A 25,550-nucleotide genomic window follows, 5' to 3' on the forward strand; every position below is an offset into this window, starting at 1 on the left:
AGTGGACAATGAATACCGAGCAGCTTATGACGCTCTGTCAGCGCCATCACGCACTGCTACTCGCAAGCGACACCGAGATGATCAGCATTGCGGTGGTGGGTAATCCTGCCTCTGAGCTGATGGAAGCGTTACGCTTCGCCACGCAGAAACGTATTGATATTGAGTGCTGGACGGCTGAACGGATGGAAAAAAGGCTTCAGTCCCTCTCATCATCACACCTGCCGGGCATCGCGCCAAACTCAGCCGCTGACGTGCTCAGTACAACCTTGCAGCAGGCAGTAAACCAGCGGGCTTCTGACATCCATATTGAACCGACGGAGCACGGCTACCAGATCCGTTTGCGAATCGACGGTGTTCTCTACCCGCAACCGCCGATCTCTGCCGCCCTCGGGACGACGCTTGCCGCACGCCTGAAGGTGCTGGGTCAACTGGATATTGCGGAGCGCCGCCTGCCGCAGGACGGTCAGTTTACGGTGGAGCTGGCAAGCGTCCCCGTCTCTTTTCGTATCGCAACCCTTCCCTGTAGCGGTGGAGAAAAAATCGTGCTTCGTCTGCTTCACCAGGTACAGCAGGCTCTGGTGCTTGAACAGCTGGGGATGAGCGCAGACCAGCAGGCCCGTTTTGCCGGGGCGCTTAACAGCCCTCAGGGGTTGATTCTGGTCACCGGCCCGACCGGTAGCGGGAAAACGGTGACGCTATACAGCGCGTTACAGGCGCGAAATACCCCTGACGTTAATATTTGCAGCGTGGAAGATCCCGTTGAAATCCCGCTTGCAGGCTTAAACCAGACGCAGATTAATCCGCGTGCGGGGCTGACCTTCCAGAGCGTGCTGCGCGCCCTGCTCAGGCAGGATCCTGACATCATTATGGTAGGTGAAATTCGTGACGGCGAAACGGCAGAAATTGCCATTAAGGCGGCACAAACCGGGTATCTGGTGCTGTCCACCCTCCATACTAATTCGACGACTGAAACGCTGGTACGGCTGCAACAGATGGGCGTCGCGCGCTGGATGATCTCTTCGGCGCTCTCGATGGTGATTGCCCAGCGGCTGGTGCGCCGTTTATGCCCGTACTGCCGACAGGAAGCCAGCCGCCACACCGAATTACCCCGCACGCTGTGGCCCCGGCCGCTTCCTCGCTGGCAACCCACCGGCTGCGATCGCTGCTACCACGGTTTTTATGGTCGCGTAGCCATTTTTGAAGTGCTCGTCATCGACGACACGCTGCGGCAGGCCATCGCCAGCGGAGCAAGCACGGAGGTGATTGGGTCCAGCGCTCGTCAGGCGGGAATGACCTCTTTGTTTGAGCATGGCTGCATGGCCGTAGAGCAAGGGCTGACCACGCTCGAAGAGTTGTTGCGCGTCCTGGGAATGCCCGATGGCTGCTAATTCTCTCTGGCGCTGGCGTGCCCTGACCACCGAGGGGGAGGTGCAAACCGGCACCCTCTGGGCCATCGACCGTAACGCAGCTTACACGGCTCTGGTGTTTAAACAGCTGCACCCGCTGGCGCTAAAACGCTGCCAGCAGCGCCACCGATGGCAAGTGCAGCACTGCTACGATATTTTTCGCCAGCTCGCCACGCTGCTACAGGCCGGACTCACGCTGTCCCAAAGCCTGCACATGCTGGCGGAACAGCATCCTTTGCAGCACTGGCAGGCGCTGCTGCACAGTCTTGCTGATGACCTGAGCGAAGGTTTCGCTCTGTCAGAGGCCATGAAGAAATGGCCAGAGGTGTTTAGCCCCCTTTATGTCTCGATGGTGAAGACGGGTGAACTGACGGGTAAGCTCGAAGCCTGCTGCCGTCAGCTTGCGCAGCAACAAAAATCCCAGCAGCAGCTCAGTGCAAAGGTGAAGAAAGCGCTGCGCTATCCGCTGATCATCCTGACGCTGGCCGTTTTCGTGGTGCTGGCGATGGTCACGCTGGTTTTGCCTGAGTTTGCTGCAATCTACAAAACGTTCAACACCCCGCTCCCTTTGCTCACGCAGGCGGTCATGGGGCTGGCGGCCTTGGTTCAGGCGCATATCCTCACCCTTTTGGCCCTGCTCGTGGCAATGGTTGTCATCGCCTGTAAGCTGCGGCGGCATCCGCGCTGGCAGTATGTCTTGTTACATGTACCGGTGATGGGCACGCTGACGCGCGGGCAAAAACTGGGGCAAATTTTTACCGTGCTGTCATTAACCCAGCAGGCCGGAATTGCCTTTTTACAAGGACTGGAGAGTGTGGAGGAGACCGTTGTGAGGGGCTACTGGCAGGAGAAAATCCGTGAGATACGCAGCGATATCGAACAGGGGACGCCCGTGTGGTCCTCCTTCCAGAAGGCCTCTGTTTTTACGCCACTGTGTATTCAGCTCATTCGCACCGGAGAAGTGTCGGGTTCACTGGATGTCATGCTGATGAATCTGGCCCGCCATCATACGGAACAGACATTTCAGCAGGCAGACAATCTGGCGGCGCTTCTTGAGCCTTTGCTACTGGTCGTGACAGGTCTGATTATTGGCACGCTGGTGGTGGCAATGTATCTGCCGATTTTCCATCTGGGGGATGCAATGAGCGCGGGGTAACGCTGGCGCACGGACGCGCGCCAGCCGTAGCCGTCAGAGGCTATTGAAAACGCGGTTTTCCTGCTCCTGAACGCGGATAAACGTCGTGCGTTTAGTCAGCTCTTTCAGGCGGGAAGCCCCAACGTAGGTGCAGGCAGAACGCAGTCCGCCGAGGATATCGCGCGCCGTGTTTTCGACCGGACCACGCAGTGGTAGCTTAACGGTTTTGCCTTCCGCCGCACGGTATTTCGCGACACCACCCACGTGACGGGTCATCGCGGATTCAGAGCTCATTCCGTAGAATAGCATGAATTTCTCGCCGTTCTCTTCCACCACGGTACCGCCGCTCTCTTCGTGGCCTGCCAGCATGCCGCCGAGCATCACGAAATCCGCGCCGCCGCCGAAGGCTTTCGCGACATCGCCTGGCATGGTGCAGCCACCGTCGCTGATGATCTGGCCGCCCAGACCGTGCGCAGCGTCAGCGCATTCAATTACCGCAGACAGCTGCGGATAACCCACACCGGTTTTCACGCGCGTGGTGCAAACGGAGCCCGGGCCAATGCCTACTTTCACAATGTCGGCTCCGGAGAGGATCAGCTCTTCACACATTTCACCGGTCACCACATTGCCCGCGATGATGGTTTTGGTTGGCCAGGCTTCACGCGCCTTGCTGACGAACTGGACGAAATGTTCGGAATAACCATTTGCCACGTCAATGCAGACAAAATTCAGCGCCGGATTGGCGTTCAGGATCTGTTTGGTTTTCTCGAAATCTGCATCAGACGTACCGGTCGAGACCATCACATGCTTCACCACTTCAGCCGAGGCGGAGGCGACAAACGCATCCCACTCTTCAGCGCTGTAGTGTTTGTGTACCGCAGTAAGGATGTCGAATTGCGCCAGTGCGGTCGCCATCTCGAAGGTCCCGACGGTGTCCATGTTGGCCGCGATAATCGGCACGCCAGACCACGTCTGACCGGAATGCTTAAAGGTGAATTGACGTTCGAGTTCAACGTCTGAGCGACTTTTCAGTGTAGAGCGTTTAGGGCGGATAAGAACGTCTTTGAAACCTAACTTCAGATCTTCTTCGATACGCATGTGCGGATTCCTGGGGTTAGAGGCAAATATATTAAAAGCACAACTCCAGTGACGCTATCATACGCACTAATACCTGCTCCGCAAGACTGCGAAATTCTCTTTTTTTACGCTACAATCCTATAAATTTACCTGGTAAAAAGCGGGTAAAGAGAGCTAAACATTGGCTGTTGTAAGTTTGAATTTTAAGCAACTGATTTTAAAACTGAATAATTCCCAGGATCTGATTTAATGGGGTATATCGTCGCATTAACCGGCGGCATCGGTAGTGGTAAAAGCACCGTTGCGCACGCGTTTGCTCGTCTCGGCATCACGATTATCGACGCCGATATCATTGCCCGTCATGTGGTAGAACCCAATACACCCGCCTTAAACGCCATCGAAGCGCATTTTGGTCGCCGTGTGATACAGGCTGACGGCACCCTGAATCGTCGGCAGCTGCGTGAGTGCATATTTTCCGATCCAGCGGAAAAAGCCTGGCTTAATGCCCTGCTCCACCCCATTATCCACCAGGAAACTCAGCGTCAAATTGCCGCAGCCCGTTCGCCCTATGTGTTGTGGGTCGTCCCGTTACTGGTGGAAAATCAGCTTCAGAATAAAGCAGACAGAACGCTGGTGATTGACGTTTCCCGCGAAACGCAAATCCAGAGAACCATGGCGCGTGACCATGTTTCACGCGAACATGCTGAACAAATTCTTGCCGCACAGGCCACGCGCGAAGCGCGCCTCGCCGTTGCGGATGATGTTATTGATAATAACGGCGCACCAGATGCCATTGCATCGGATGTTGCTCGTCTGCACGCGCAGTATCTGACCTTCGCCGCGCAGGCCGTTGCACAGGAAAAACCATAATGTCGACTCATATCCTTTTTGAGCACCCGCTTAACGAAAAAATGCGTACCTGGCTACGCATAGAATTTCTTATTCAACAGCTTTCACAACATCTGCCTGTCAACGATCACGCCACCGCGCTGCATTTTTTCCGCAACGTGGGCGATCTGCTGGATGTGATTGAACGCGGTGACGTCCGCACTGAGCTGTTGAAAGAGCTGGAGCGCCAGCAGCGTAAATTACAGGCCTGGGCCGAAGTACCGGGCGTGGATCAAAGTCGAATTGACGCTTTACGCCAGCAGCTGAAAAACAGCAGCACGACGCTGATGGCCGCGCCGCGCGTTGGCCAGTTTTTACGAGAGGATCGTCTGATTGCGCTGGTGCGCCAGCGCCTGAGCATACCGGGCGGTTGCTGTAGCTTTGACCTGCCAACGCTGCATATGTGGTTGCACATGCCGCAGGAACAGCGCGATCGCCAGGTGAACAGCTGGCTGGGCAGCCTGGAGCCGATGAATCAGACGTTATCCTTGATCCTCGATCTTGTGCGTAACTCTGCCCCGTTCCGCAAACAAACCAGTCTCAATGGTTTCTATCAGGATAACGGCGACGACGCCGATCTTCTGCGCCTGAATCTGTCTCTTAGCGAGCAGCTTTACCCGCAAATTTCCGGACATAAAAGCCGTTTCGCGATCCGCTTTATGCCGCTGGACAGTGAACATGGCACCGTGCCGGAACGCCTCGATTTTGAACTGGCCTGTTGTTAAGGAGTGCCGATGTCTGACGTAACCACCGTAAACTGCCCAACCTGTGGGAAAACTGTCGTCTGGGGAGAAGTGAGTCCATTTCGCCCATTCTGCTGCAAGCGCTGTCAGCTTATAGACCTGGGCGAATGGGCGGCGGAAGAGAAACGCATTCCGAGCGAAGGCGATCTCTCGGATAGCGATGACTGGAGCGAAAACCTGCAGTAACGTTCAAAGCCTGCTGGCGCTTCGCGTAGCAGGCCTACGGTTGTGCAACCAGCCGGAGGATCACAGGCTCATTGGCGGGCGGAAATTTTTCCGCATCGCTGGCCTTAAGCTCAATCCAGTTACCCGGCTGCCCCTCTTTACCCCACGGTTCACCTTCCCAGCTTTCCACCAGCCAGAACCACAGTGTGATGTGACGATCCGGAAACTGGTACTCCAGCTTATCGAACAGCGTTGCGCCAAGCGGGGTGATCCCCACCTCTTCCTGAAGCTCACGCACCAGCGCCTGCTCCGGCGTTTCACCTGATTCGATTTTCCCGCCGGGGAATTCCCATTTGTTGGCCATGTGCGCATCGGCGGCACGTTGGGTAATGAAGATCTGGTTTTGCGGGTTGCGAATGATCCCGACAGCAATTTGCAGTGTTTTCATCATGTCACTTCCATAAAAAAGGCGCAGATATCTGCGCCTTTTCAGTTTGTTATGTTCTTAGCTCAGACGGCCGTGGCACGCCTTGTATTTTTTGCCGGAACCGCATGGGCACGGATCGTTACGACCAACTTTACGATCGCCCGTCTGCGCTGCGATTGCTGCTGCGGCTTCGCTCTCATCGGTCTGATGGCTCAACTGCTGCATCTGTGCCAGACGCTCAGCTTCTTCACGACGCTGCTGCTCCATCGCTTCCACTTCTTCCGGCATACGCACCTGAACTTTGCTCAGAGTGCTGATGACTTCATACTTCAGCGACTCCAGCATGGCGGCAAACATGGAGAAGGATTCACGCTTGTACTCCTGCTTCGGATCTTTCTGCGCATAACCTCGCAGGTGGATACCCTGACGCAGGTAGTCCATTGCCGCCAGGTGCTCTTTCCACAGGGAGTCCAGGGTCTGCAACATTACGCCTTTCTCGAAGTGACGCATCATCTCTGCGCCAACCACTTCTTCCTTACGCTTGTAGACGTCCAGCGCGGTTTCGTAGATACGCTCGCGCAGGGTCTCTTCGTGCAGCTCAGGCTCTTTGTCCAGCCACTCTTTGATTGGCAGTTCGAGATCGAAGTCGTTTTTCAGACGTTCCTGCAAGCCTTCGATATCCCACATTTCTTCCAGAGACTGCGGTGGAATATGAGCGTTGATAGTGGCTTTGAACACATCTTCGCGAATGCTGTTGATGGTTTCGCTCACGTCGGACACGTCCAGCAGTTCGTTACGCTGGGTGTAGATCGCACGACGCTGGTCGTTGGCAACGTCATCATATTCCAGCAGCTGCTTACGAATATCGAAGTTGCGGCTTTCCACTTTACGCTGGGCGTTGGCAATCGCTTTGGTAACCCACGGGTGCTCGATCGCTTCGCCAGGTTTCATGCCCAGTTTACGCATCATGCCGGACACACGGTCAGAGGCGAAAATACGCATCAGCGCATCTTCCATAGACAGATAGAAGCGGGAAGAACCGGCATCACCCTGACGACCCGCACGACCGCGCAGCTGGTTATCGATACGACGAGATTCGTGACGCTCGGTACCAATGATGTGCAGACCACCGGATGCCAGCACCGCGTCGTGACGCACTTGCCAGTCGGCTTTGATCTGCGCGATTTGCTCTGGGGTTGGGTTTTCCAGCTCCGCCACTTCGGCCTGCCAGCTACCGCCGAGCATAATATCGGTACCACGACCCGCCATGTTGGTGGCGATGGTTACGGCTGCCGGGTAACCCGCCTGCGCAACGATATCTGCTTCTTTAGCGTGGAACTTGGCGTTCAGAACGTTGTGTTTGATGCCTGCTTTAGTCAGCTCGTTAGACACCACTTCGGACTTCTCGATGGAGATGGTCCCCACCAGTACCGGCTGGCCCTTCGCGGTACGTTCGCGAATATCTTCGATGATCGCCTGAATTTTTTCCGCTTCAGTCATGTATACCAGGTCCGGCATATCCTTACGGATCATCGGACGGTTGGTAGGTACTACCACGGTATCCAGCTTATAGATGGAGCTAAACTCAAACGCTTCGGTATCTGCGGTACCGGTCATCCCCGCCAGCTTCTCGTACAGACGGAAGTAGTTCTGGAAGGTGATGGATGCCAGCGTCTGGTTTTCGTTCTGAATATCCACGCCTTCTTTGGCTTCCACGGCCTGGTGCAGGCCATCGGACCAGCGACGTCCCTGCATGGTACGGCCGGTGTGTTCATCGACGATGATGACTTCCCCGTCTTTAACGATGTAGTCAACGTCGCGGGTGAACAGCGCGTGCGCGCGCAGTGCAGCCGTTACGTGGTGCATCAGCATGATGTTGCTCGGGGAGTACAGAGACTCGCCCTCTTCCATAATGCCTTCAGCAACCAGCAGCTCTTCGATTTTCACCAGGCCGCGTTCGGTCAGGTTGACCTGACGCGCTTTTTCATCCACGGAGAAGTGACCTTCACCCTGGAAGGTATCGGAGTCTTCTTTCTCCTGACGCAGCAGGTGAGGAATGATTTTGTCGACTTTACGGTACATCTCGGAGCTGTCTTCGGCAGGGCCGGAGATGATCAGCGGGGTACGCGCTTCATCGATCAGAATGGAGTCAACCTCATCCACCAGCGCATAGTGCAGTTTACGCTGGACGCGCTCTTCCGGGCTGAACGCCATGTTGTCACGCAGGTAGTCGAAGCCGTATTCGTTGTTGGTGCCGTAGGTGATGTCCGCATTGTAGGCTTCACGCTTGGCAGGTGCCGGCAGGCCGGACATGTTAATGCCCACGGTCATGCCGAGGAATTCGAACAGTGGACGGTTGTTTTCGGCGTCGCGCTGCGCCAGATAGTCGTTGACGGTAACAACGTGAACACCCTTACCCGTCAGCGCATTCAGGTAAGCCGGCAGCGTTGCAGTCAGGGTTTTACCTTCACCGGTACGCATTTCCGCGATGCAGCGCTCGTTGAGCACCATCCCGCCCAGCAGCTGCACGTCGAAGTGACGCATGCCGAACACGCGTTTACTGGCCTCACGTACTACGGCAAAGGCTTCCGGGATCAGGCTTTCTAAGGTTTCGCCTTTCTCCAGACGCGCACGGAACTCCGCGGTTTTTGCTTTCAGTTCATCATCAGAGAGCTTCTCCATCGCCGGTTCCATACCGTTGATGACGTTTACCGCTTTGCGCATGCGGCGCAGGGTACGATCGTTACGACTACCAAAAACTTTGGTTAACAATTTGATTAGCATAATAAATTCTCAAACGCCCCAGTCGGGCAGATAAATTAAGGTATTGAAAAAGGTTAATTTAGCTGAGGCGTTGAGGCCCGGCACGGATGCCGTGAACCTGGCTAATCCATGTCGAAACAGAGAAGGATGCAGGGGAAACAAAATCCGTTTTCGCCGTCTGATTCACGGTCACTGGCGGCTGGTTGTCCTGCGTCAGAAGCGCATTAAGCGTATCGAGCAGGGCAAGATGCTGAGCCTGGACCGGCAGCGTTTCTTCCGCAACAGGCATCGTCTGCGGCGCCATCGCGAACGACAGATGGCGGATAACCGTGCGAATCGCGTGCTGCTGCCAGTAATCAACGGAGAAATTGGGACGACGGCTGGCTTCAAGCCATGCGAGATTAGTGAAGTTAACCCGTGTGGTGAGATCGTGTTTAGTCGTCGTGGAACGTGCTGGCGTCGCCGCGTCTGCGCTGTTGCTGAGCACAGGCAAGCCGAGACTCGCCGCGACCATCCCCAATAAGAGATGCGGCCAGAAGTAACGTCTGCCAAATTGTCGCCAGCGCGTCAGTATTCCGCTCACTTGCTCCACCACGTTCGCCCGCCAGTGCAGGCTGAGTTTAGTTATTCTTTTTTAGCGCCCAGATATTACCACTAAAGCCAATACACGGCAGCAGGAATGACACCTTGCAGCAGGTAAAAACGGTCAATAATGCAGCGAACACACCGTTATTCGGCACCCGACACAGGCCAGGGGTGAAAGGGACAAATTAAAGAAGGGCAGAAATAAAAACGACTGGCTTCCCTGGTCGGAGAGAGTACCAGGTGAACCAGTCGCTTTTCTTACGAAACGGGTTTAACCGTTACGCCAGGACCATAGTCGGTGCTTTGAACGCCAGCGGCAGTTCAGCTTCGTCTTCGAAGGTCACATATTCCCAGGCTTCCTGTTTTGCCAGGACGGCCTGCAACAGTTTGTTGTTCAGTGCATGACCGGATTTAAACGCGGTAAAGGCACCAATGATGTTGTGACCACACATGAAGAGGTCGCCGATCGCGTCCAGCATTTTGTGACGAACAAATTCATCTTCAAAACGCAGGCCGTCTTCGTTCAGTACGCGATAATCGTCAACAACGATGGCACAATCGAAGCTGCCGCCCAGGCACAGGCCGCGGGATTGCAGATATTCGATATCACGCATAAAGCCGAAGGTACGTGCTCGGCTGATCTGGCGCATGAACGCATCCGCAGAGAAGTTCATCGCATAGCGCTGGGTGCTGGAGTCAATCGCCGGATGGTTAAAATCGATGGTGAAGTCCAACGAAAAACCATTGTACGGTTTGAATTCAGCCCATTTGTCGCCATCTTCGACGCGAACGGTCTCTTTAATGCGAACAAATTTCTTCGCGCAGTTCAGTTCTTCGATGCCGGCATCCAGCAACAAATAAACGAACGGAGCAGCACTCCCGTCCATGATCGGGATTTCTGGCGCATCGACTTCAACCATAATGTTGTCGATACCCAGACCCGCCAGGGCGGCGTTCAGGTGCTCTACGGTAGAAATCCGCACGTCATGCTCGTTCACCAGACAAGTACAGAGCATAGTATCACGCACAGATTTGGCATCGGCCGGAAAATCTACCGGTGGATTCAAGTCGGTGCGACGATAGATGACCCCGGTATTGGCCGGCGCAGGGCGTAACGTCAGTGTGACTTTCTTGCCGGTATGTAAACCGACACCCGTCGCCTGAACGATACGTTTAAGTGTCCTTTGTTTGATCATCGTATAATCTCGCCAAATTAACTATCCAACCGAGAGTGTATATCACTAACGGTGGGCCAGTTTAGCACAAAGAGCGCAAATCCCCAAATTCCAGCCAATTCTTAGTCAGCTTGCTTACGCAGGAACGCCGGGATATCCAGATAATCTGGCTCTTTTGCCGTTTGTGGAGTCGGGTCGTTCACCACTTTCGCAGCGGGTTTTTGCTCCTGAGTCAGAGGCGCCATACCGTGCTGCTGGTAACGATCCATAACCGGCTGCTGAGTCTGTTTGTTAGTCACCAGGGTGATCTCAGGACGCTTGTCCATACCGATACCGGTGGCCACAACGGTCACACGCAGTTCGTCGTTCATTTCCGGATCAAGGGAGGTACCGATAACGACGGTCGCGTTGTCAGAGGCGAATGCACGGATGGTGTTACCCACAGTTTCGAACTCATCCAGACGCAGGTCAAAGCCAGCGGTAATGTTGACCAGCACGCCGCGCGCGCCAGACAGATCGATATCTTCCAGCAGTGGAGAGGAGATCGCCATTTCAGCAGCTTCTTCCGCACGGTCTTCGCCGCTCGCCACGCCAGAGCCCATCATCGCGTAGCCCATCTCGGACATCACGGTACGAACGTCTGCAAAGTCGACGTTCATCAGGCCAGGACGGGTAATCAGTTCAGCAATACCCTGAACCGCGCCTTTCAGCACGTCGTTTGCCGCGCCAAAGGCGTCCAGCAGAGAGATACCGCGACCCAGCACTTTCAGCAGCTTGTCGTTCGGAATGGTAATCAGAGAGTCCACGTGCTTGGACAGCTCGGTGATACCCTGCTCCGCGAAAGCCATACGCTTCTTACCTTCAAAGTTGAAAGGCTTGGTCACGACAGCAACGGTCAGAATACCTAAATCTTTAGCGACTTCCGCCACAACGGGTGCTGCACCGGTACCTGTACCGCCGCCCATACCCGCTGCGATGAAGACCATGTCTGCACCGTCCAGTGCAGCGCGCAGCGCTTCACGATCTTCTTCAGCCGCGTTGCGGCCCACTTCCGGGTTAGCCCCTGCTCCCAGACCTTTGGTGATGCCACCACCGATCTGAATCGTCTGGCCAACAGCCGTTTTACGCAGCGCCTGCGCATCGGTGTTCACCGCGAAGAATTCAACACCTTCGATGCGCTCGCGCACCATGTGCTCTACGGCGTTACCGCCGCCGCCACCGACGCCGATGACTTTAATCACCGCGTCGTTGGTTAATTCCATAGGTTCAAACATAATCTCTCTCTCCGTTGTGCCTGTCGCCCGAGACCGCTAATTCTCTCCGGTCTCTTAAAAAAATTAAAATTCTTTTCGCAGCCAGGTGTTAAGTCGTTTGACCCACGACCCCACCGAGACGCGTTTTTCCACCTCTGCCTCACCACTTAAATGGGACTCTTTCCCGTAGTGCAGCAGGCCCACCGCCGTTGAATAGTACGGCTCCTGGGCATAATCCGTTAAACCGGTGATATTCAGCGGCGCACCGATACGCACCTGCGTATGGAACACGCGCTGAGCGCAGGCCGCAAGACCTTCAATTTGCGCTGCCCCGCCGGTTAATACAATCCCCGCCGCGAGATGATGTTTCACACCCTGCTGGCGAAGCTGTTCCTGTAACTGCAAAATCTCTTCGTTGACCAGGTTGAGCAGCTCGGTATAACGCGGCTCAATTACCTCTGCCAGCGTCTGGCGTTGCAGGCTGCGCGGCGGTCGACCGCCTACGCTCGGCACTTCAACGCTCTCGTCTTTGCCGACGATAGAGCCCAGCGCGCAACCATGGCGCACTTTAATCGCCTCTGCATCGCTCGGTGGCGTACCAAAAGCGTAAGCAATATCGCTGGTCACGACGTTCCCTGCGTACGGGATCACTTTGGTGTGGCGTAACGCACCGCCGGTATAGACAGCCATGTCCATTGTACCACCACCAATATCGACCACACAGACGCCCAGTTCACGTTCGTCTTCGGTCAGCACGGAATAGCTCGCGGCAAGTCCGGCGAAAATGAGTTGGTCAACTTTCAGGCCACAACGTTCAACGGCTTTTACAATGTTCTTCGCCATATCGTTGTGACATGTGATCAGGTGCACTTTTGCCTGCATACGCACGCCCGACAGACCGACCGGATTCTTGATGCCTTCCTGGTAGTCGATCGCGTATTCCTGCGGGATCACATGCAGCACACGGTGCTCGTCGCGAACACGCACGGATTTCGCCGTGTGGACAACGTTCTCAACGTCTTCCTGCGTCACTTCTTCTTCGGAAATCGGAACCATACCGATTTCATTCTGGCAGCTGATATGCTTACCAGAAAGGGCCAGATAGACAGAGGAAATTTGGCAATCTGCCATCAATTCAGCCTGGTCGATGGCGCGCTGAACGCATTTCACCACCGACTCAAGGTCGTTTACCCCACCTTTATCCATACCACGGGAGGGGCAGCTGCCCACGCCAATGATATTGACCATACCGTCGGGCAGAACTTCCCCTACCAAAGCGGCAACCTTCGCGGTGCCAATCTCCAGTCCTACTACCAATTTTCTGTCCGTCGACTTGATCATTGTTGTTCTGCCTGTACCTGTGCCTGATTTTGTTGCTGATTAGGTTCCTCGACCGGAGCCGGCTCCCAACCGACTGCTGCGCCTGAGTCATAGCGCAAATCAACGTAGCTTATCCGTTTGCCATCCGTCTGCGCCTGCTGCTGTAAAACCGGGTAAAGTTCGACAAAACGCGCCAGACGTTTCATTGTATCGCCGCGGCCAAGGTTGAGCTTGATGCCATTCGTTAAGGTCAACTGCCAGGAACGGCGCGCCGTCATCGCAGCATCTTTTAACGTAAAGCGATCCTTAGCCAGCACCTGCCCCATCTCACGAAAACCCTGCAATACTTCGTTTTCGCTGCCTTCCGGCCCATACAACATCGGTAAATTCTGCTTGTTGACACGATCGCTCGGGACGCTGAACGAATTTCCGTCTACATCAACCATATGCTGATCATTCCAACGCGCAATCGGCACATATTCAACCAGATGAATCTTCAATTCATCAGGCCATTGCTTTCTGACACTTGCCTGTTTTATCCACGGCAGACGTTCAATCTGACTCTGAATAATGTTGACGTCCTGCGTCATAAAGGTGCCAGGCGACCCAAGCGCCAGAATCGACTGGCGAATATCATCGTTACGCGTGTAGTGTCGCTCCCCGGTCACCACCAGCTTTGAAAGCGGCAACCGCTGCGCATCTTCCATCCAGCCCAGCACCATCCAGCCGCTGATAAACACGGTGCACAGCACCCCGAGCAGGAAGATGATCCCTGCAAGACGCGTTCCATTACTCCGGCGCGAAGAGGAATATTCTTCTTCGTCATCGCGGTTGCGCGTGTTCAATGCAGCCTGAGACATATCAGCCTGCCTGGTCCAAAATACGTACAACTAATTGCGAGAAGCTCATTCCCGCCTGACGCGCCGCCATCGGCACAAGGCTATGGCTGGTCATACCCGGAGACGTGTTTGCTTCCAGCAGATAAAATTGCCCGTCACCGTCAAGCATTACGTCAATGCGTCCCCAGCCACGACATCCCAGAACATTCCACGCTTTAAGCACCAGAGACTGTAATTCGGCTTCACGCTCTGCTTCAAGACCCGCTGGGCAGAAATATTGCGTCTCATCAGAGAGATACTTCGCCTCATAATCATAGAAGACTCCGGCGGGTTGGATGCGAATTGACGGTAAAATTTCTTCGCCAAGCATCGCGACGGTAAATTCCGGCCCGCTAAGCCATTTTTCAATCAGAACTTCTTCATCATGTTGAAATGCCAGTGCTAAAGCGTCAGCCAAATCTACAGCTTTATCAACTTTGGACATTCCCACGCTCGACCCTTCACGGCTCGGCTTAACAATAACCGGTAAGCCCAGTGCCGCAATGCGTGTATTAACGCTGTCCGACAGACCCAATTCATATTCACGACGCGTCAGTGCAACCCATGGCGCAACGGGCAGGCCCGCGCCCTGCCACAGCAGTTTGCTGCGCAGTTTATCCATGGAGATGGCGGATGCCATCACGCCGCTGCCGGTGTACGGTATACCGATCAGCTCCAGCAGCCCCTGCAACGTGCCGTCTTCGCCACCGCGGCCGTGCAACGCGATGAAGGCTTTATCGAAGCCCATCGCTTTCAGCTGCGTGACGTCCACCTCTTTCGGATCAACCGGATGCGCGTCCACGCCACCTTCACGCAGGCCCGCCAGCACGGCAGCGCCCGAATTCAGAGAAACCTCGCGTTCGGCGGAAGTGCCGCCAAACAGGACAGCAATCTTATCAGCCATGACGCTCGTCCTCCTGAGTTTGCGGCTTCAGTTTGATTTCAGCTAAGGTACGGGCGATTTTGCCGATATTTCCCGCGCCCTGAATCAGGATCAGATCGTTACCCGTCAGGACCGGGGCAAGCATTTCAGCCACCTGCGCCGGGTCGGGAACCAGAATAGGATCCACTTTACCGCGTCCACGGATGGTACGACATAAAGAACGACTGTCCGCACCCGGAATCGGCGTTTCACCCGCAGCATAAACATCCAGCATCAGCAGGGTATCAACCTGAGAAAGGACGTTGGCAAAATCGTCATACAGATCGCGGGTACGCGTGTAACGGTGCGGCTGGAAGATCATGACCAGATTCTTTTCCGGCCAACCCGCACGTGCCGCTTTGATGGTTGCGTCCACTTCCGTCGGATGGTGACCGTAGTCATCCACCAGCATCGCAGACCCTGGCTTACCGTTTACCGGCTCCAGTGGGAATTCACCGAGGAAGTCGAAACGACGGCCCGTCCCCTGGAAGCTCTCCAGTGCACGCAGGATCGCTTCATCGCCAATGCCTTCTTCTGTCGCAACAGCCACCGCCGCCGCCGCATTCAGGGCGTTGTGACGTCCCGGCGCGTTCAGGGTGACATGCAGCAGGTCTTTATCCTGACGCGCGAGGGTGAAATGCCCCTGCGCACCGATCTGTTTGTAATCTTCTACGCGTACATCCGCGTCTTCGCTGAAGCCGTAGGTCGTAATTTGACGCCCGACGCGCGGCAGCAGTTCGCGAATAACCGGATCGTCCACGCACATCACCGCACGGCCATAGAACGGCAGGTTGTGCAGGAAGTTAATAAAGGTCTGCTTTAAGTTCTCGAAGTCACCCTGGTAAGTGTCCATATGGTCAGCTTCGATGTTGGTGATGATCGCCACCATCGGCTGTAGATGCAGGAACGACGCGTCGCTCTCATCCGCTTCCGCAATCAGATAACGGCTATGGCCCAGACGCGCATGCACGCCAGCGGCTTTCACCAGACCACCGTTAACGAACGTCGGGTCGAGACCCGCTTCCGCATAAATGCTGGAGACCATCGCTGTTGTGGTGGTTTTACCGTGCGTGCCGGCCACCGCAATGCCGTGACGGAAACGCATCAGTTCCGCCAGCATTTCCGCGCGACGGATCACCGGAATGCGCGCCTCATGCGCCGCAACGATTTCCGGGTTATCCGCGGAGATAGCGCTGGACACCACAACCACGCTCGCATCGCTCACGTTTTCCGGGCGATGATTGAAATAGATAGTCGCCCCCAGCGACGCCAGCTGCTGCGTAACAGGGTTTGGCGCCAGGTCAGACCCGCTGATCTGATAGCCTTCGTTAGCTAACACTTCGGCAATACCGCCCATGCCAGCACCACCGATGCCGACAAAGTGAATGTGCCGGACGCGACGCATCTCGGGCACGATAGAACGCAGTTTTGCCAGTTGTTGTGTATTCATTCTCTAAACGCCATCGACTACTTCAAAAAAATCGTGCAGCGCAACACGCGCTGCGAGAATTATGCCTGGGCTGCCAGGCTCACTTCTTTTGCCACCCGTTCCGTTGCATCCGGGATAGCGGTCGCGCGTGCGCGTTGCGCCATCTCCAGTAATACATCCCGGTTCCAGCCCGCCAGGGTAGTGGCGACCGCATCAGCGGTAAATTGTGGCTGCTCAAAAATCTTCGCGGCACCCGCTTTTTCAAGCGGCAGCGCATTCCAGTACTGCTGTCGATCTTTGTGCTGGAACGGCACAAACAGCGCCGGTAAACCGGCGGCGGCGATTTCGCTCACCGTCAGCGCGCCCGAGCGACAGACCACGACATCGGCCCATGCATAGGCTGCGGCCATATCATCAATAAATTCAGTTACTTTATGCTGCGGCTGACCTTCCTGCGCGTAGGCCTGCTCAACGGTCTGCTGAGCGCCCTTCCCGCTCTGGTGCCAGATGGTCACTGCATCACCCAGTTTTGCCGCAACCTGCGGCATCGTCTGGTTTAAAATACGCGCGCCCTGGGAACCGCCGACGACCAGCACCCGCACCGGCCCTTCACGACCCGCCAGACGCGTATCTGGCAGCGCCAGCGCCAGCACGTCCACACGTACCGGATTCCCTACGACATCCGCTTTCGGGAATGCCCCGGGGAAGGCCTGCATAACTTTGGTGGCGATTTTTGCCAGCCATTTGTTGGTCAAACCGGCAATACCGTTCTGCTCATGCAGAACAACGGGGATCCCTAATGACCACGCCGCCAGTCCGCCAGGGCCGGAAACGTAACCGCCCATGCCCAGAACGACGTCAGGCTTAAAGCGCTTCATGATGGCGCGCGCCTGACGCCAGGCATTGAAAATGCGCACCGGCGCCAGCAGCAGCGCCTTGATCCCTTTGCCACGAAGGCCAGAAATACGAATAAAGTCGATCTCGATACCGTGCTTAGGTACCAGGTCGGCTTCCATGCGGTCTGCGGTTCCCAGCCAGCGTACCTGCCAGCCCTGTTCCATTAAATGGTGCGCAACCGCCAGCCCCGGGAACACGTGTCCACCGGTACCGCCTGCCATCACCATTAACCGCTTCGGTTGATTCATCGTGAACCTCGTGTAAACGCCTGAGCTTTCTCCAGACGCGTTTCATAATCTATGCGTAACAAAAACATGATGGCCGTCGACATGATCAACAGACTCGAACCACCATAACTGATCAACGGTAACGTCAGACCTTTAGTCGGCAACATACCCGCTGCCGCCCCAACGTTTACCAGTGCCTGGAAGCTAAACCAGATACCAATAGAGCAGGCCAGGAAACCGGAGAAGCGGTGATCGATCTCCAGCGCTTTCCGGCCAATCGACATGGCGCGGAAAGCGACGAAGAATACCATTAATAGCGCCAATACCACACCGATATAACCCAGTTCTTCCCCAATAATGGAGAAGATGAAGTCGGTGTGCGCCTCCGGTAAATACTCCAGTTTTTGCACCGAGTTGCCCAGGCCTTGGCCCCAGACTTCGCCGCGGCCAAACGCCATCAGCGACTGCGTCAGCTGGTAACCGCTGCCGAACGGATCTTCCCATGGGTTCCAGAACGAGGTCACACGGCGGATACGGTAGGGTTCGGCGAGGATCAGCAGCACCACCGCCGAAATCCCCATCCCGATGATGGCAATGAACTGCCACAGTTTTGCGCCCGCCAGGAACAGCATCGCCAGCGTAGTGACAAACAGTACGACTACCGTACCGAGGTCGGGCTGCGCCAGCAGCAGGATCGCGAGGACCAGAATCACGCCCATCGGTTTTAAGAAGCCGCGAAGGTTGTTACGGACTTCGTCAACTTTACGCACCAGGTAGTTAGCCAGGTAGCAGAACAACGACAGTTTGGTGAACTCCGCCGGCTGAATACGCAGTGGGCCAAAGGCAATCCAGCGTGATGCCCCGTTAACGGAGCTCCCGACAACCAGCACGATCAACAGCATGATGATTGAGGCGATGAGCATGGCCGTACTGTGCCGCTGCCAGAACGACATCGGCAGGCGTAAGGTGATCAGCGCCAGGCAGAACGCGAGAATGATGTAAAGCCCGTCACGCTTGGCAAACAGGAAGGGGTCGTTTGCCAGACGCTGTCCGACAGGCATTGACGCCGAGGTGACCATAATAAAGCCGATCGCTGCCAGCCCCAGCGTGAGCCAGAACAGCGTGCGGTCGTACATGATCAGGCTGTCGGAATCTTTATCCCGTGAAGCCATCACCCAGCCTTTCAGCGCCGTAAACAGCCATACCAGGATACCAAATCCTGGCAGGCGCGGCATTTTCAGGAGAGGGAGAGATAAACGCATCAGCCTAACTCCTTCGCCAGGCGGGTAAAGACATCACCCCGCTGTTCGAAATTCTTGAATTGATCGAGGCTGGCACATGCTGGTGAGAGCAGCACCATATCGCCGGGCTTCACGCGTGGGGCGATAAGACGCATCGCCTGCTCCATGGTCTCGGTTTGCTCGGCGACCTCAGGACGCAACGCCGCCAGCTCGCTACCATCGCGGCCAAAGCAATACAGGCGCACGTTATCACCGTTGAGGTACTGCTTCAGCGAGGAGAAGTCAGCCGATTTACCGTCGCCGCCCAGCAGCAGGTGCAGCGTGCCATCAACGTGCAGACCGTTCAGTGCCGCCTCGGTGCTACCCACGTTGGTCGCTTTGGAATCGTTAATCCAGCGTACGCCGTTGTGCTCCAGCGCAAGCTGGAACCGGTGCGCCAGGCCGGTAAAGGTGGTCAGCGCCTTCAGGCTTGAAGATCGCGGCAGGCCAACGGCATCCGCCAGCGCCAGCGCCGCCAGGGCATTGGTGTAGTTATGCTGGCCGGAGAGCATCATCTCTTTCACGTTCAGCACCTTCTCACCTTTCACCCGCAGCCAGGTTTCGCCCTGCTGACGGTTAAGGTGATAGTCACCCATATTAATACCAAAGCTAATGCAGCGATCGTCTGCGCCGCGCACCGGCATGGTGAGTGCATCATCGGCATTCACCACGCAAACTTTGGCATTTTCATAAACGCGCAGTTTGGCCGCACGGTATTGCTGCAAGCCGAACGGGTATCTGTCCATATGATCTTCGGTGACGTTTAGGATCGTCGCCGCCGCCGCATGCAGGCTTGAAGTGGTTTCCAGCTGGAAGCTGGAAAGCTCAAGGACGAACAGCTCGCACCCTTTATCAAGCAGCATCAGAGCGGGCAGACCAATGTTACCGCCCACGCCGACATTTTTGCCCGCCGCCTTCGCCATTTCCCCCACCAGCGTGGTGACGGTGCTTTTACCGTTTGAACCAGTAATGGCGACGATCGGCGCCTGCGCCTCCCGGCAGAACAGTTCGATATCGCCGACAATCTCAACGCCTGCATCCGCGGCGGCGCTCAGGGAAGGATGCGCCAGCGCCATACCGGGGCTGGCAACAATCAGATCGGCGGCCAGCAGCCACTCATCATTCAGACCACCCAGGTGGCGTTCAACCTGCTCCGGCAGCTTGTCCAGACCCGGCGGAGAGACGCGCGTATCCATCACGCGCGGCGTCACGCCACGCGCAAGGAAAAAGTCCACGCAGGAGAGGCCGGTGAGGCCCAACCCGATGATAACGACTTTTTTGCCCTGGTAATCTGCCATGATTAACGTACCTTCAGCGTTGCCAGGCCAATCAGCACCAGCATCAGCGAAATAATCCAGAAGCGCACAATGACGCGCGGCTCCGGCCAGCCTTTCAGTTCATAGTGGTGGTGAATCGGTGCCATACGGAAGATGCGCTGACCGCGCAGCTTGAAGGAACCGACCTGCAAAATCACCGACAGCGTCTCAACCACAAACACACCGCCCATGATTACCAGCAGGAACTCCTGACGCAGCAGCACGGCGATAATACCCAGTGCGCCGCCCAGCGCCAGTGAACCGACGTCGCCCATAAAGACCTGCGCCGGATAGGTGTTGAACCACAGGAAGCCCAGCCCCGCCCCGACAATCGCCGTACAGACGATAACCAGTTCCCCCGCGTGTCGCAGGTACGGAATGTGCAGGTAATTTGCAAAGTTCATGTTACCGGTCGCCCAGGCTACCAGCGCGAAACCGCCCGCGACAAACACGGTTGGCATGATGGCCAGGCCATCCAGACCATCGGTCAGGTTGACGGCGTTGCCGGTACCGACGATCACAAAGTAAGCCAGCAAAATGTAGAACAGCCCCAGCTGCGGCATCACGTCTTTGAAGAACGGCACCACCAGCTCGGTAGCCGGGGTGTCTTTTCCTGCCAGGTAAAGGGCAAAGGCCACGCCCAGCGCAATCACCGACATCCAGAAATACTTCCAGCGGGCGATCAAACCTTTGGTGTCTTTGCGTACGACTTTGCGGTAGTCATCAACAAAACCGATGATCCCGTAGCCAACCAGAACGGTCAGCACGCACCAGACGTAGGGGTTAGACGGATACGCCCACAGCAGCACGGACACCACAATCGCGGTCAGGATCATGATCCCGCCCATGGTCGGCGTACCCCGCTTGCTGAAGTGCGATTCCGGACCGTCGTTGCGCACAACCTGGCCGAAAGAGAGTTTTTGCAGACGGGCAATCATGCGCGGGCCCATCCACAGCGAGATGAACAGCGCAGTCAGCAGGCTGACGATGGCACGAAACGTCAGATAGGAAAAGACGTTAAAGCCTGAGTAATATTTGACCAAATGTTCGGCCAGCCAAACTAACATGTCCCGTTCTCCTGTAATGCGTGCACAACCTCTTCCATGGCGGCACTACGTGAACCTTTAACTAAAACAGTCACAATCTGTTTTTCTGTAATCAATGCCTTCAGGCGTTCGATCAGTGCAGATTTATCGGCAAAATGTTCGCCAACTTCACTGGCATCGGAAATGGCCTTGCTCAGCGGGCCTGCGCTCAATACGCGGTCAAGCCCGGCGGCTTTCGCCGCTTCACCCACCTGAACATGGCAGGCTTCGCTTTCATCACCCAGCTCGGCCATATCGCCCACAACCATCACGCGATAGCCCGGCATTTCAGACAAGACCTGCACGGCCGCCGTCATTGAGCCAACGTTAGCGTTGTAGGAGTCATCCAGCAGGAGTTTGTTTTCAGCCAGCTGGATCGGGAACAGACGCCCCGGCACGGCTTTTAAATTTGCCAGACCTGCTTTGATCGCCGCGTGTGAGGCACCTACCGCCATTGAGAGCGCTGCCGCAGCAAGCGCATTGGCGATGTTATGACGACCCGGCAGGGGCAGCAGCACGTCGATGTCGCCCGTTGGGGTTGTGAGGGTGAACTCGGTGCCGTGTGACGTCACATGAATGTTGGTCGCCGAAAAATCACTGTTTGCCGCATTCGGTGAGAAGCGCCAGGTTTTACGTGAACCAATGATGCTCTGCCAGTTCAGCCAGTCGTTGTTATCGGCGTTCATAATGGCGATGCCGTCATCCGGCAGGCCGGTATAAATTTCACCTTTCGCTTTCGCCACACCGGCCAGAGAACCAAAACCTTCAAGATGTGCCGCCGCCAGGTTATTCACCAGCGCCGCTTCCGGACGGGTCAGGCTCACGGTCCAGGCGATTTCGCCCTGATGGTTAGCCCCTAACTCAATCACCGCATATTCATGCTCGTGGGTCAGGCGCAGCAGCGTCATCGGCACACCGATGTCATTATTAAGGTTGCCCGCCGTATAAAGCGTGTTACCGCACTGGCTAAGGATCGCCGCGGTCATCTCTTTAACGGAGGTTTTGCCCGACGAGCCCGTCAGTGCCACGACGCGTGTTGGCACCTGCTGGCGAACCCATGCCGCCAGCTCGCCAAACGCCAGGCGCGTATCTTTCACCACAATCTGCGGCAAATCGATATCGAGCTTACGACTGACCAGCAGCGCGCCCGCGCCGTTATCTTTAGCCTGTTGCGCAAAATCGTGGGCGTCAAAACGTTCACCCTTCAGCGCCACAAACAGGCAGCCCGCCGTCACCTTACGGGTGTCGGTGGTTACAGCCTCGATGGTCAGATCCTGACCATGCAGCACCCCCTGCAATACCGCAGCGGCCTGGCTTAACGTAATGCTAATCATGCCACCACTCCCAGCAGACGCGCTGCCGTCACGCGGTCGGAGTAATCCAGACGACGATTGCCGACAATCTGATAATCTTCATGACCTTTACCGGCCAGCAGAACCACATCGTTCTCCTGCGCCTGCATAATGGCGTTAGTCACGGCCTCCGCACGGCCTTCGACCACGCGCGCACGTCCCGCATCCAGCATGCCCGCCAGAATGTCGTTGATAATGGCCCGCGGCTCTTCGGTACGCGGGTTGTCATCGGTTACCACGGGAATATCCGCGAACTGCTCAGCGATGGCGCCCATCAGCGGACGTTTGCCCTTGTCGCGATCGCCACCGCAGCCAAACACGCACCAGAGCTTGCCAGCGCAGTGCAGACGCGCCGCTTCCAGCGCTTTTTCCAGCGCATCCGGCGTGTGGGCGTAATCCACAACCACCGTCGGCTTGCCCGGCGCGCTAAACACTTCCATGCGGCCACAGACCGGTTGCAAACGCTCAGCCGTTTTCAGCAGATCCGCCATCGGGTAACCCAGCGCCAGCAGCGTCGCCAGCGCCAGCAGCAGGTTACTGACGTTAAAGGCCCCCATCAGGCGGCTTTCAATTTCACCTTCGCCCCAGATGGAAGCGAAGCGGATCGTCGCCCCACTATCGTGGTAGTTCACCTCGACCGCCTTCAGCCAGCGGCCGCGGCAGTTCGGATTAATGCGATCTTCCATCGACACCGCCACCGCATCTGGCAGTTTTTCCAGCCAGCGGCGACCGACTTCGTCGTCGGCGTTAATGATCGCCTGCCCGTGGTGGTGAGTGGAATAAAGCAGCCATTTCGCCGCTTCGTAGTGCTCCATATCACCATGATAATCAAGGTGATCGCGGCTCAGGTTAGTAAAGACAGAGGCAGCAAATTTCAGGGCCGCCACGCGATGTTGTACCAGACCATGGGAAGAGACTTCCATCGCAGCGAAGGTCGCCCCCTGCTCAGCGAGGCCCGCCAGCACACGCTGCACGTCAACCGCCGAGCCTGTAGTGTTTTCCGTCGGGCTTACTTTGCCCAGAAGACCGTTCCCCACCGTGCCCATGACGGCACCGGTTTCGCCCAGCAGCTGCGCCCACTGCGCCATCAGCTGAGTGGTGGTGGTTTTTCCGTTGGTTCCTGTCACGCCAACCAGCTTTAACTGGTCGGAAGGTTCGTTGTAAAAACGTCCTGCCAGCGCGGAGAGACGCTCATTCAGCTGGCTGAGATAGATGACCGGCACGCCGTGCATTTCACGGATCTCACCGTCTGTTGCCTCATCTTTGGCCTCAGCAATAATGGCAGCAACACCTTGCGCAATCGCCTGCGGGATATAACGACGCCCGTCCGCCTGATGACCCACCACTGCCACAAAAAGATCGCCAGAAGCCGCTACGCGGCTGTCCAGTACCATCTCTCGCAGTGCTCGCGCAGGTAGCATAGGCACCCACGGAGCAAGAAGGTCGCGCAAATTACGATCTGCCACCTGTTCCCTCGCCTTGATTAATTACAACTTCACTTTTTTCGCCCGTCGCCAGCGCATCCGGTTCAATGTTCATGGTGCGCAACACGCCGCCCATAATAGCCCCGAACACAGGCGCGGAGACGGCGCCGCCGTAGTATTTACCCGCCTGCGGATCGTTGATGACGACCACCAGTGCAAAACGCGGATTGCTTGCAGGCGCTACGCCTGCGGTATAGGCAATGTATTTGTTGATATAGCGGCCGTCCGGCCCCACTTTTTTCGCTGTACCGGTTTTAATGGCGATACGATAGCCCTTAATTGCGGCCTTCACGCCGCCACCGCCAGGTAACGCGACGCTTTCCATCATATGCACGACGGTACGAACGATAGATTCCGGGAAAACACGTTCCCCCGGAACCGGTGGATCAACTTTGGTGATCGACAGCGGACGATAAATGCCATAGCTGCCAATCGTTGCGTAGACTCGCGCTAACTGTAAGGGAGTTACCATTAGCCCGTAGCCGAAAGAGAAGGTGGCCCTCTCTATGTCAGACCACCGTTGTTTTTGAGGATATAAGCCACTGCGTTCTCCGACCAACCCCAAATTGGTCGCCTTTCCCAGCCCAAAACGTGAGTAAGTATCTACTAACGCTGAGGACGGCATCGCTAACGCCAGTTTTGACACACCGACGTTACTCGACTTCTGTAAGACCCCGGTCAGGGTCAGTTCGCTGTAACGTGCCACGTCTTTGATTTCGTGACCGTTAATTCGATAAGGGATCGTATTCAGAACGGTATTTTCGTTGACGATGCCTCGCTGTAGAGCCGTCATCACCACCATGGGTTTTACGGTCGAACCGGGTTCAAACACATCGGTGATGGAGCGGTTACGCATTGCATCTTTTGCTGTACCGGCAAAATTATTCGGGTTGTATGAGGGGCTACTGGCCATCGCCAGCACTTCGCCTGTTGCCACATCCACCAACACGGCGCTGCCCGATTCCGCCTTGTTAAACGCGACGGCGTTGTTCAGCTCACGATAGACCAGCGCCTGCAAGCGTTCATCAATACTCAGGGCCAGGTTGTGCGCGGCCTGGCTGTCTGTCGAGGAAATGTCTTCAATGACGCGACCATAGCGGTCTTTACGCACGATTCGCTCGCCAGGCTGGCCGGTAAGCCACTTGTCGAAGCTTTTTTCAACGCCCTCAATCCCCTGGCTATCCACGTTGGTAAAGCCAATCAGGTGCGCGGTGACTTCGCCGGAAGGATAGTAACGGCGGGATTCTTCCCGCAGATGAATGCCCGGCAGCTTCAGTTTCTTAATGTAGTCAGCCATGTCAGGGTTCACCTGACGAGCAAGATAGATGAAGCGCCCTTTCGGGTTGGCGTTAACGCGTGACGCCAGCTGATCCAGCGGCATTTTCAACGCGTCTGAGAGCGCCTTCCAGCGGTTATCAAGGGTGATCCCGCCTGCGTCGTGTAACTCTTTCGGATCGGCCCAGATCGCCTTCACCGGCACGCTCACCGCCAGCGGACGGCCGGAGCGATCGGTGATCATCCCACGAGAGGTAGAAACTTCCTGCACGCGCAGAGAACGCATATCACCCTGACGCACCAGCATGTCAGGCGCGATGATTTGTAGCCACGCCACGCGTCCCAGCAGGAAACCCAGCGCCAGTAAAATGCAGCCGCAAAGCAACGCAAAACGCCAACTGACAAAGTTGGCCTGTTCTTCCTGGCGTTTTGGTTTTAGCGTTTTTGCCGCTGCTTTCATGCGTCGCG

22 protein-coding genes are annotated in these 25,550 nt (G+C 56.1%); 5 read left to right on the top strand and 17 right to left on the bottom strand.

Features of this window, described 5'->3' with window-relative positions:
* Positions 1–8 precede the first annotated feature (8 nt).
* Together gspE and hofC are read left to right on the top strand one after the other, a co-directional pair.
* On the top strand, positions 9–1,388 hold the full coding sequence (gene gspE / locus ACOTX1_RS09540; protein WP_126497744.1) for a type II secretion system protein GspE: 1,380 nt from the start codon (positions 9–11) through the stop codon (positions 1,386–1,388).
* Complete coding sequence (hofC, locus tag ACOTX1_RS09545) at positions 1,378–2,562, top strand: protein transport protein HofC (RefSeq protein ID WP_023315397.1); 1,185 nt, start codon at positions 1,378–1,380, stop codon at positions 2,560–2,562. Before gspE ends, hofC begins: the two co-directional genes overlap by 11 nt.
* Positions 2,563–2,595: 33 nt before the next feature.
* Here hofC and ACOTX1_RS09550 read toward each other — a convergent pair whose 3' ends face one another.
* Entirely contained in the window at positions 2,596–3,639 is a 1,044-nt protein-coding gene (locus ACOTX1_RS09550; protein WP_003856327.1) for a GMP reductase, read from the bottom strand.
* A gap of 228 nt (positions 3,640–3,867) precedes the next feature.
* On the opposite strand from ACOTX1_RS09550, the gene coaE reads away from it, so the two are divergent.
* From coaE to yacG, 3 genes are read left to right on the top strand one after another with little or no spacing between them, the layout of a single operon-like run.
* A complete protein-coding gene (gene coaE, locus ACOTX1_RS09555; protein ID WP_003856328.1) occupies positions 3,868–4,488 on the top strand; it encodes a dephospho-CoA kinase in 621 nt (206 codons plus the stop codon).
* Positions 4,488–5,231, top strand: a complete 744-nt coding sequence (zapD, locus tag ACOTX1_RS09560) for a cell division protein ZapD (protein ID WP_003856329.1) — start codon at positions 4,488–4,490, stop codon at positions 5,229–5,231. Before coaE ends, zapD begins: the two co-directional genes overlap by 1 nt.
* A 9-nt stretch (positions 5,232–5,240) precedes the next feature.
* Positions 5,241–5,435 (top strand): DNA gyrase inhibitor YacG, encoded by a 195-nt coding sequence (gene yacG, locus ACOTX1_RS09565; RefSeq protein ID WP_023315396.1) that lies wholly within the window; start codon positions 5,241–5,243, stop codon positions 5,433–5,435.
* Positions 5,436–5,469: 34 nt separating this feature from the next.
* Here the strand turns inward: yacG and mutT are convergent, their stop codons facing one another.
* From mutT to ACOTX1_RS09645, 16 genes are all read right to left on the bottom strand, one after another.
* Complete coding sequence (gene mutT, locus ACOTX1_RS09570; protein ID WP_032634644.1) at positions 5,470–5,862, bottom strand: 8-oxo-dGTP diphosphatase MutT; 393 nt, start codon at positions 5,860–5,862, stop codon at positions 5,470–5,472.
* A gap of 57 nt (positions 5,863–5,919) precedes the next feature.
* A complete protein-coding gene (gene secA, locus ACOTX1_RS09575; protein WP_023315394.1) occupies positions 5,920–8,625 on the bottom strand; it encodes a preprotein translocase subunit SecA in 2,706 nt (901 codons plus the stop codon).
* 58 nt (positions 8,626–8,683) lie between these two features.
* The gene (secM, locus tag ACOTX1_RS09580) at positions 8,684–9,187 is read right to left on the bottom strand and encodes a secA translation cis-regulator SecM (RefSeq protein WP_032628081.1); all 504 of its coding nucleotides are present in this window, start codon (positions 9,185–9,187) and stop codon (positions 8,684–8,686) included.
* Between the two features lie 280 nt (positions 9,188–9,467).
* Positions 9,468–10,385 (bottom strand): UDP-3-O-acyl-N-acetylglucosamine deacetylase, encoded by a 918-nt coding sequence (gene lpxC / locus ACOTX1_RS09585; protein WP_003856337.1) that lies wholly within the window; start codon positions 10,383–10,385, stop codon positions 9,468–9,470.
* A gap of 101 nt (positions 10,386–10,486) precedes the next feature.
* Complete coding sequence (gene ftsZ / locus ACOTX1_RS09590) at positions 10,487–11,638, bottom strand: cell division protein FtsZ (protein ID WP_003856338.1); 1,152 nt, start codon at positions 11,636–11,638, stop codon at positions 10,487–10,489.
* A gap of 63 nt (positions 11,639–11,701) precedes the next feature.
* The gene (gene ftsA, locus ACOTX1_RS09595) at positions 11,702–12,958 is read right to left on the bottom strand and encodes a cell division protein FtsA (protein WP_003856340.1); all 1,257 of its coding nucleotides are present in this window, start codon (positions 12,956–12,958) and stop codon (positions 11,702–11,704) included.
* Entirely contained in the window at positions 12,955–13,797 is an 843-nt protein-coding gene (ftsQ, locus tag ACOTX1_RS09600; protein WP_003856342.1) for a cell division protein FtsQ, read from the bottom strand. The genes ftsA and ftsQ overlap by 4 nt, the downstream gene beginning before the upstream one ends.
* 1 nt (position 13,798) lies before the next feature.
* Positions 13,799–14,719: a D-alanine--D-alanine ligase gene (locus ACOTX1_RS09605; RefSeq protein WP_003856344.1), complete on the bottom strand. Its 921-nt coding sequence runs from the start codon at positions 14,717–14,719 to the stop codon at positions 13,799–13,801.
* A complete protein-coding gene (gene murC, locus ACOTX1_RS09610; RefSeq protein ID WP_023315393.1) occupies positions 14,712–16,187 on the bottom strand; it encodes a UDP-N-acetylmuramate--L-alanine ligase in 1,476 nt (491 codons plus the stop codon). Before murC ends, ACOTX1_RS09605 begins: the two co-directional genes overlap by 8 nt.
* Positions 16,188–16,246: 59 nt before the next feature.
* A complete protein-coding gene (gene murG, locus ACOTX1_RS09615; protein ID WP_003856347.1) occupies positions 16,247–17,311 on the bottom strand; it encodes an undecaprenyldiphospho-muramoylpentapeptide beta-N-acetylglucosaminyltransferase in 1,065 nt (354 codons plus the stop codon).
* Positions 17,308–18,552: a cell division protein FtsW gene (ftsW, locus tag ACOTX1_RS09620; RefSeq protein ID WP_023315391.1), complete on the bottom strand. Its 1,245-nt coding sequence runs from the start codon at positions 18,550–18,552 to the stop codon at positions 17,308–17,310. Before ftsW ends, murG begins: the two co-directional genes overlap by 4 nt.
* The gene (gene murD, locus ACOTX1_RS09625; RefSeq protein WP_023315390.1) at positions 18,552–19,868 is read right to left on the bottom strand and encodes a UDP-N-acetylmuramoyl-L-alanine--D-glutamate ligase; all 1,317 of its coding nucleotides are present in this window, start codon (positions 19,866–19,868) and stop codon (positions 18,552–18,554) included. Before murD ends, ftsW begins: the two co-directional genes overlap by 1 nt.
* A gap of 2 nt (positions 19,869–19,870) precedes the next feature.
* On the bottom strand, positions 19,871–20,953 hold the full coding sequence (mraY, locus tag ACOTX1_RS09630; protein ID WP_003856353.1) for a phospho-N-acetylmuramoyl-pentapeptide-transferase: 1,083 nt from the start codon (positions 20,951–20,953) through the stop codon (positions 19,871–19,873).
* Complete coding sequence (murF, locus tag ACOTX1_RS09635) at positions 20,947–22,305, bottom strand: UDP-N-acetylmuramoyl-tripeptide--D-alanyl-D-alanine ligase (protein WP_023315389.1); 1,359 nt, start codon at positions 22,303–22,305, stop codon at positions 20,947–20,949. Before murF ends, mraY begins: the two co-directional genes overlap by 7 nt.
* Positions 22,302–23,789 (bottom strand): UDP-N-acetylmuramoyl-L-alanyl-D-glutamate--2,6-diaminopimelate ligase, encoded by a 1,488-nt coding sequence (gene murE, locus ACOTX1_RS09640; RefSeq protein WP_023315388.1) that lies wholly within the window; start codon positions 23,787–23,789, stop codon positions 22,302–22,304. Before murE ends, murF begins: the two co-directional genes overlap by 4 nt.
* Positions 23,776–25,542 carry a peptidoglycan glycosyltransferase FtsI gene (locus tag ACOTX1_RS09645; protein WP_023315387.1) on the bottom strand — a complete coding sequence of 589 codons (1,767 nt, stop codon included), beginning with the start codon at positions 25,540–25,542 and terminating at the stop codon, positions 23,776–23,778. The genes murE and ACOTX1_RS09645 overlap by 14 nt, the downstream gene beginning before the upstream one ends.
* Positions 25,543–25,550: the final 8 nt, after the last annotated feature.

This window comes from Enterobacter cloacae complex sp. IR5401 (assembly GCF_049238425.1).
GTDB lineage: Bacteria > Pseudomonadota > Gammaproteobacteria > Enterobacterales > Enterobacteriaceae > Enterobacter > Enterobacter hormaechei_C.

Excerpts from the sequence above, each read along its gene's own strand:
- secA (WP_023315394.1), bottom strand. The coding sequence starts at position 8,625 with ATGCTAATCAAATTGTTAACCAAAGTTTTTGGTAGTCGTAACGATCGT.
- ftsZ (WP_003856338.1), bottom strand. The coding sequence starts at position 11,638 with ATGTTTGAACCTATGGAATTAACCAACGACGCGGTGATTAAAGTCATC.
- ftsW (WP_023315391.1), bottom strand. The coding sequence starts at position 18,552 with ATGCGTTTATCTCTCCCTCTCCTGAAAATGCCGCGCCTGCCAGGATTT.
- ACOTX1_RS09645 (WP_023315387.1), bottom strand. The coding sequence starts at position 25,542 with ATGAAAGCAGCGGCAAAAACGCTAAAACCAAAACGCCAGGAAGAACAG.
- lpxC (WP_003856337.1), bottom strand. The coding sequence starts at position 10,385 with ATGATCAAACAAAGGACACTTAAACGTATCGTTCAGGCGACGGGTGTC.
- ACOTX1_RS09550 (WP_003856327.1), bottom strand. The coding sequence starts at position 3,639 with ATGCGTATCGAAGAAGATCTGAAGTTAGGTTTCAAAGACGTTCTTATC.
- hofC (WP_023315397.1), top strand. The coding sequence starts at position 1,378 with ATGGCTGCTAATTCTCTCTGGCGCTGGCGTGCCCTGACCACCGAGGGG.
- murF (WP_023315389.1), bottom strand. The coding sequence starts at position 22,305 with ATGATTAGCATTACGTTAAGCCAGGCCGCTGCGGTATTGCAGGGGGTG.
- zapD (WP_003856329.1), top strand. The coding sequence starts at position 4,488 with ATGTCGACTCATATCCTTTTTGAGCACCCGCTTAACGAAAAAATGCGT.
- murC (WP_023315393.1), bottom strand. The coding sequence starts at position 16,187 with ATGAATACACAACAACTGGCAAAACTGCGTTCTATCGTGCCCGAGATG.
- mutT (WP_032634644.1), bottom strand. The coding sequence starts at position 5,862 with ATGAAAACACTGCAAATTGCTGTCGGGATCATTCGCAACCCGCAAAAC.
- yacG (WP_023315396.1), top strand. The coding sequence starts at position 5,241 with ATGTCTGACGTAACCACCGTAAACTGCCCAACCTGTGGGAAAACTGTC.
- ACOTX1_RS09605 (WP_003856344.1), bottom strand. The coding sequence starts at position 14,719 with ATGGCTGATAAGATTGCTGTCCTGTTTGGCGGCACTTCCGCCGAACGC.
- murD (WP_023315390.1), bottom strand. The coding sequence starts at position 19,868 with ATGGCAGATTACCAGGGCAAAAAAGTCGTTATCATCGGGTTGGGCCTC.
- gspE (WP_126497744.1), top strand. The coding sequence starts at position 9 with ATGAATACCGAGCAGCTTATGACGCTCTGTCAGCGCCATCACGCACTG.
- coaE (WP_003856328.1), top strand. The coding sequence starts at position 3,868 with ATGGGGTATATCGTCGCATTAACCGGCGGCATCGGTAGTGGTAAAAGC.
- ftsQ (WP_003856342.1), bottom strand. The coding sequence starts at position 13,797 with ATGTCTCAGGCTGCATTGAACACGCGCAACCGCGATGACGAAGAAGAA.
- murG (WP_003856347.1), bottom strand. The coding sequence starts at position 17,311 with ATGAATCAACCGAAGCGGTTAATGGTGATGGCAGGCGGTACCGGTGGA.
- ftsA (WP_003856340.1), bottom strand. The coding sequence starts at position 12,958 with ATGATCAAGTCGACGGACAGAAAATTGGTAGTAGGACTGGAGATTGGC.
- mraY (WP_003856353.1), bottom strand. The coding sequence starts at position 20,953 with ATGTTAGTTTGGCTGGCCGAACATTTGGTCAAATATTACTCAGGCTTT.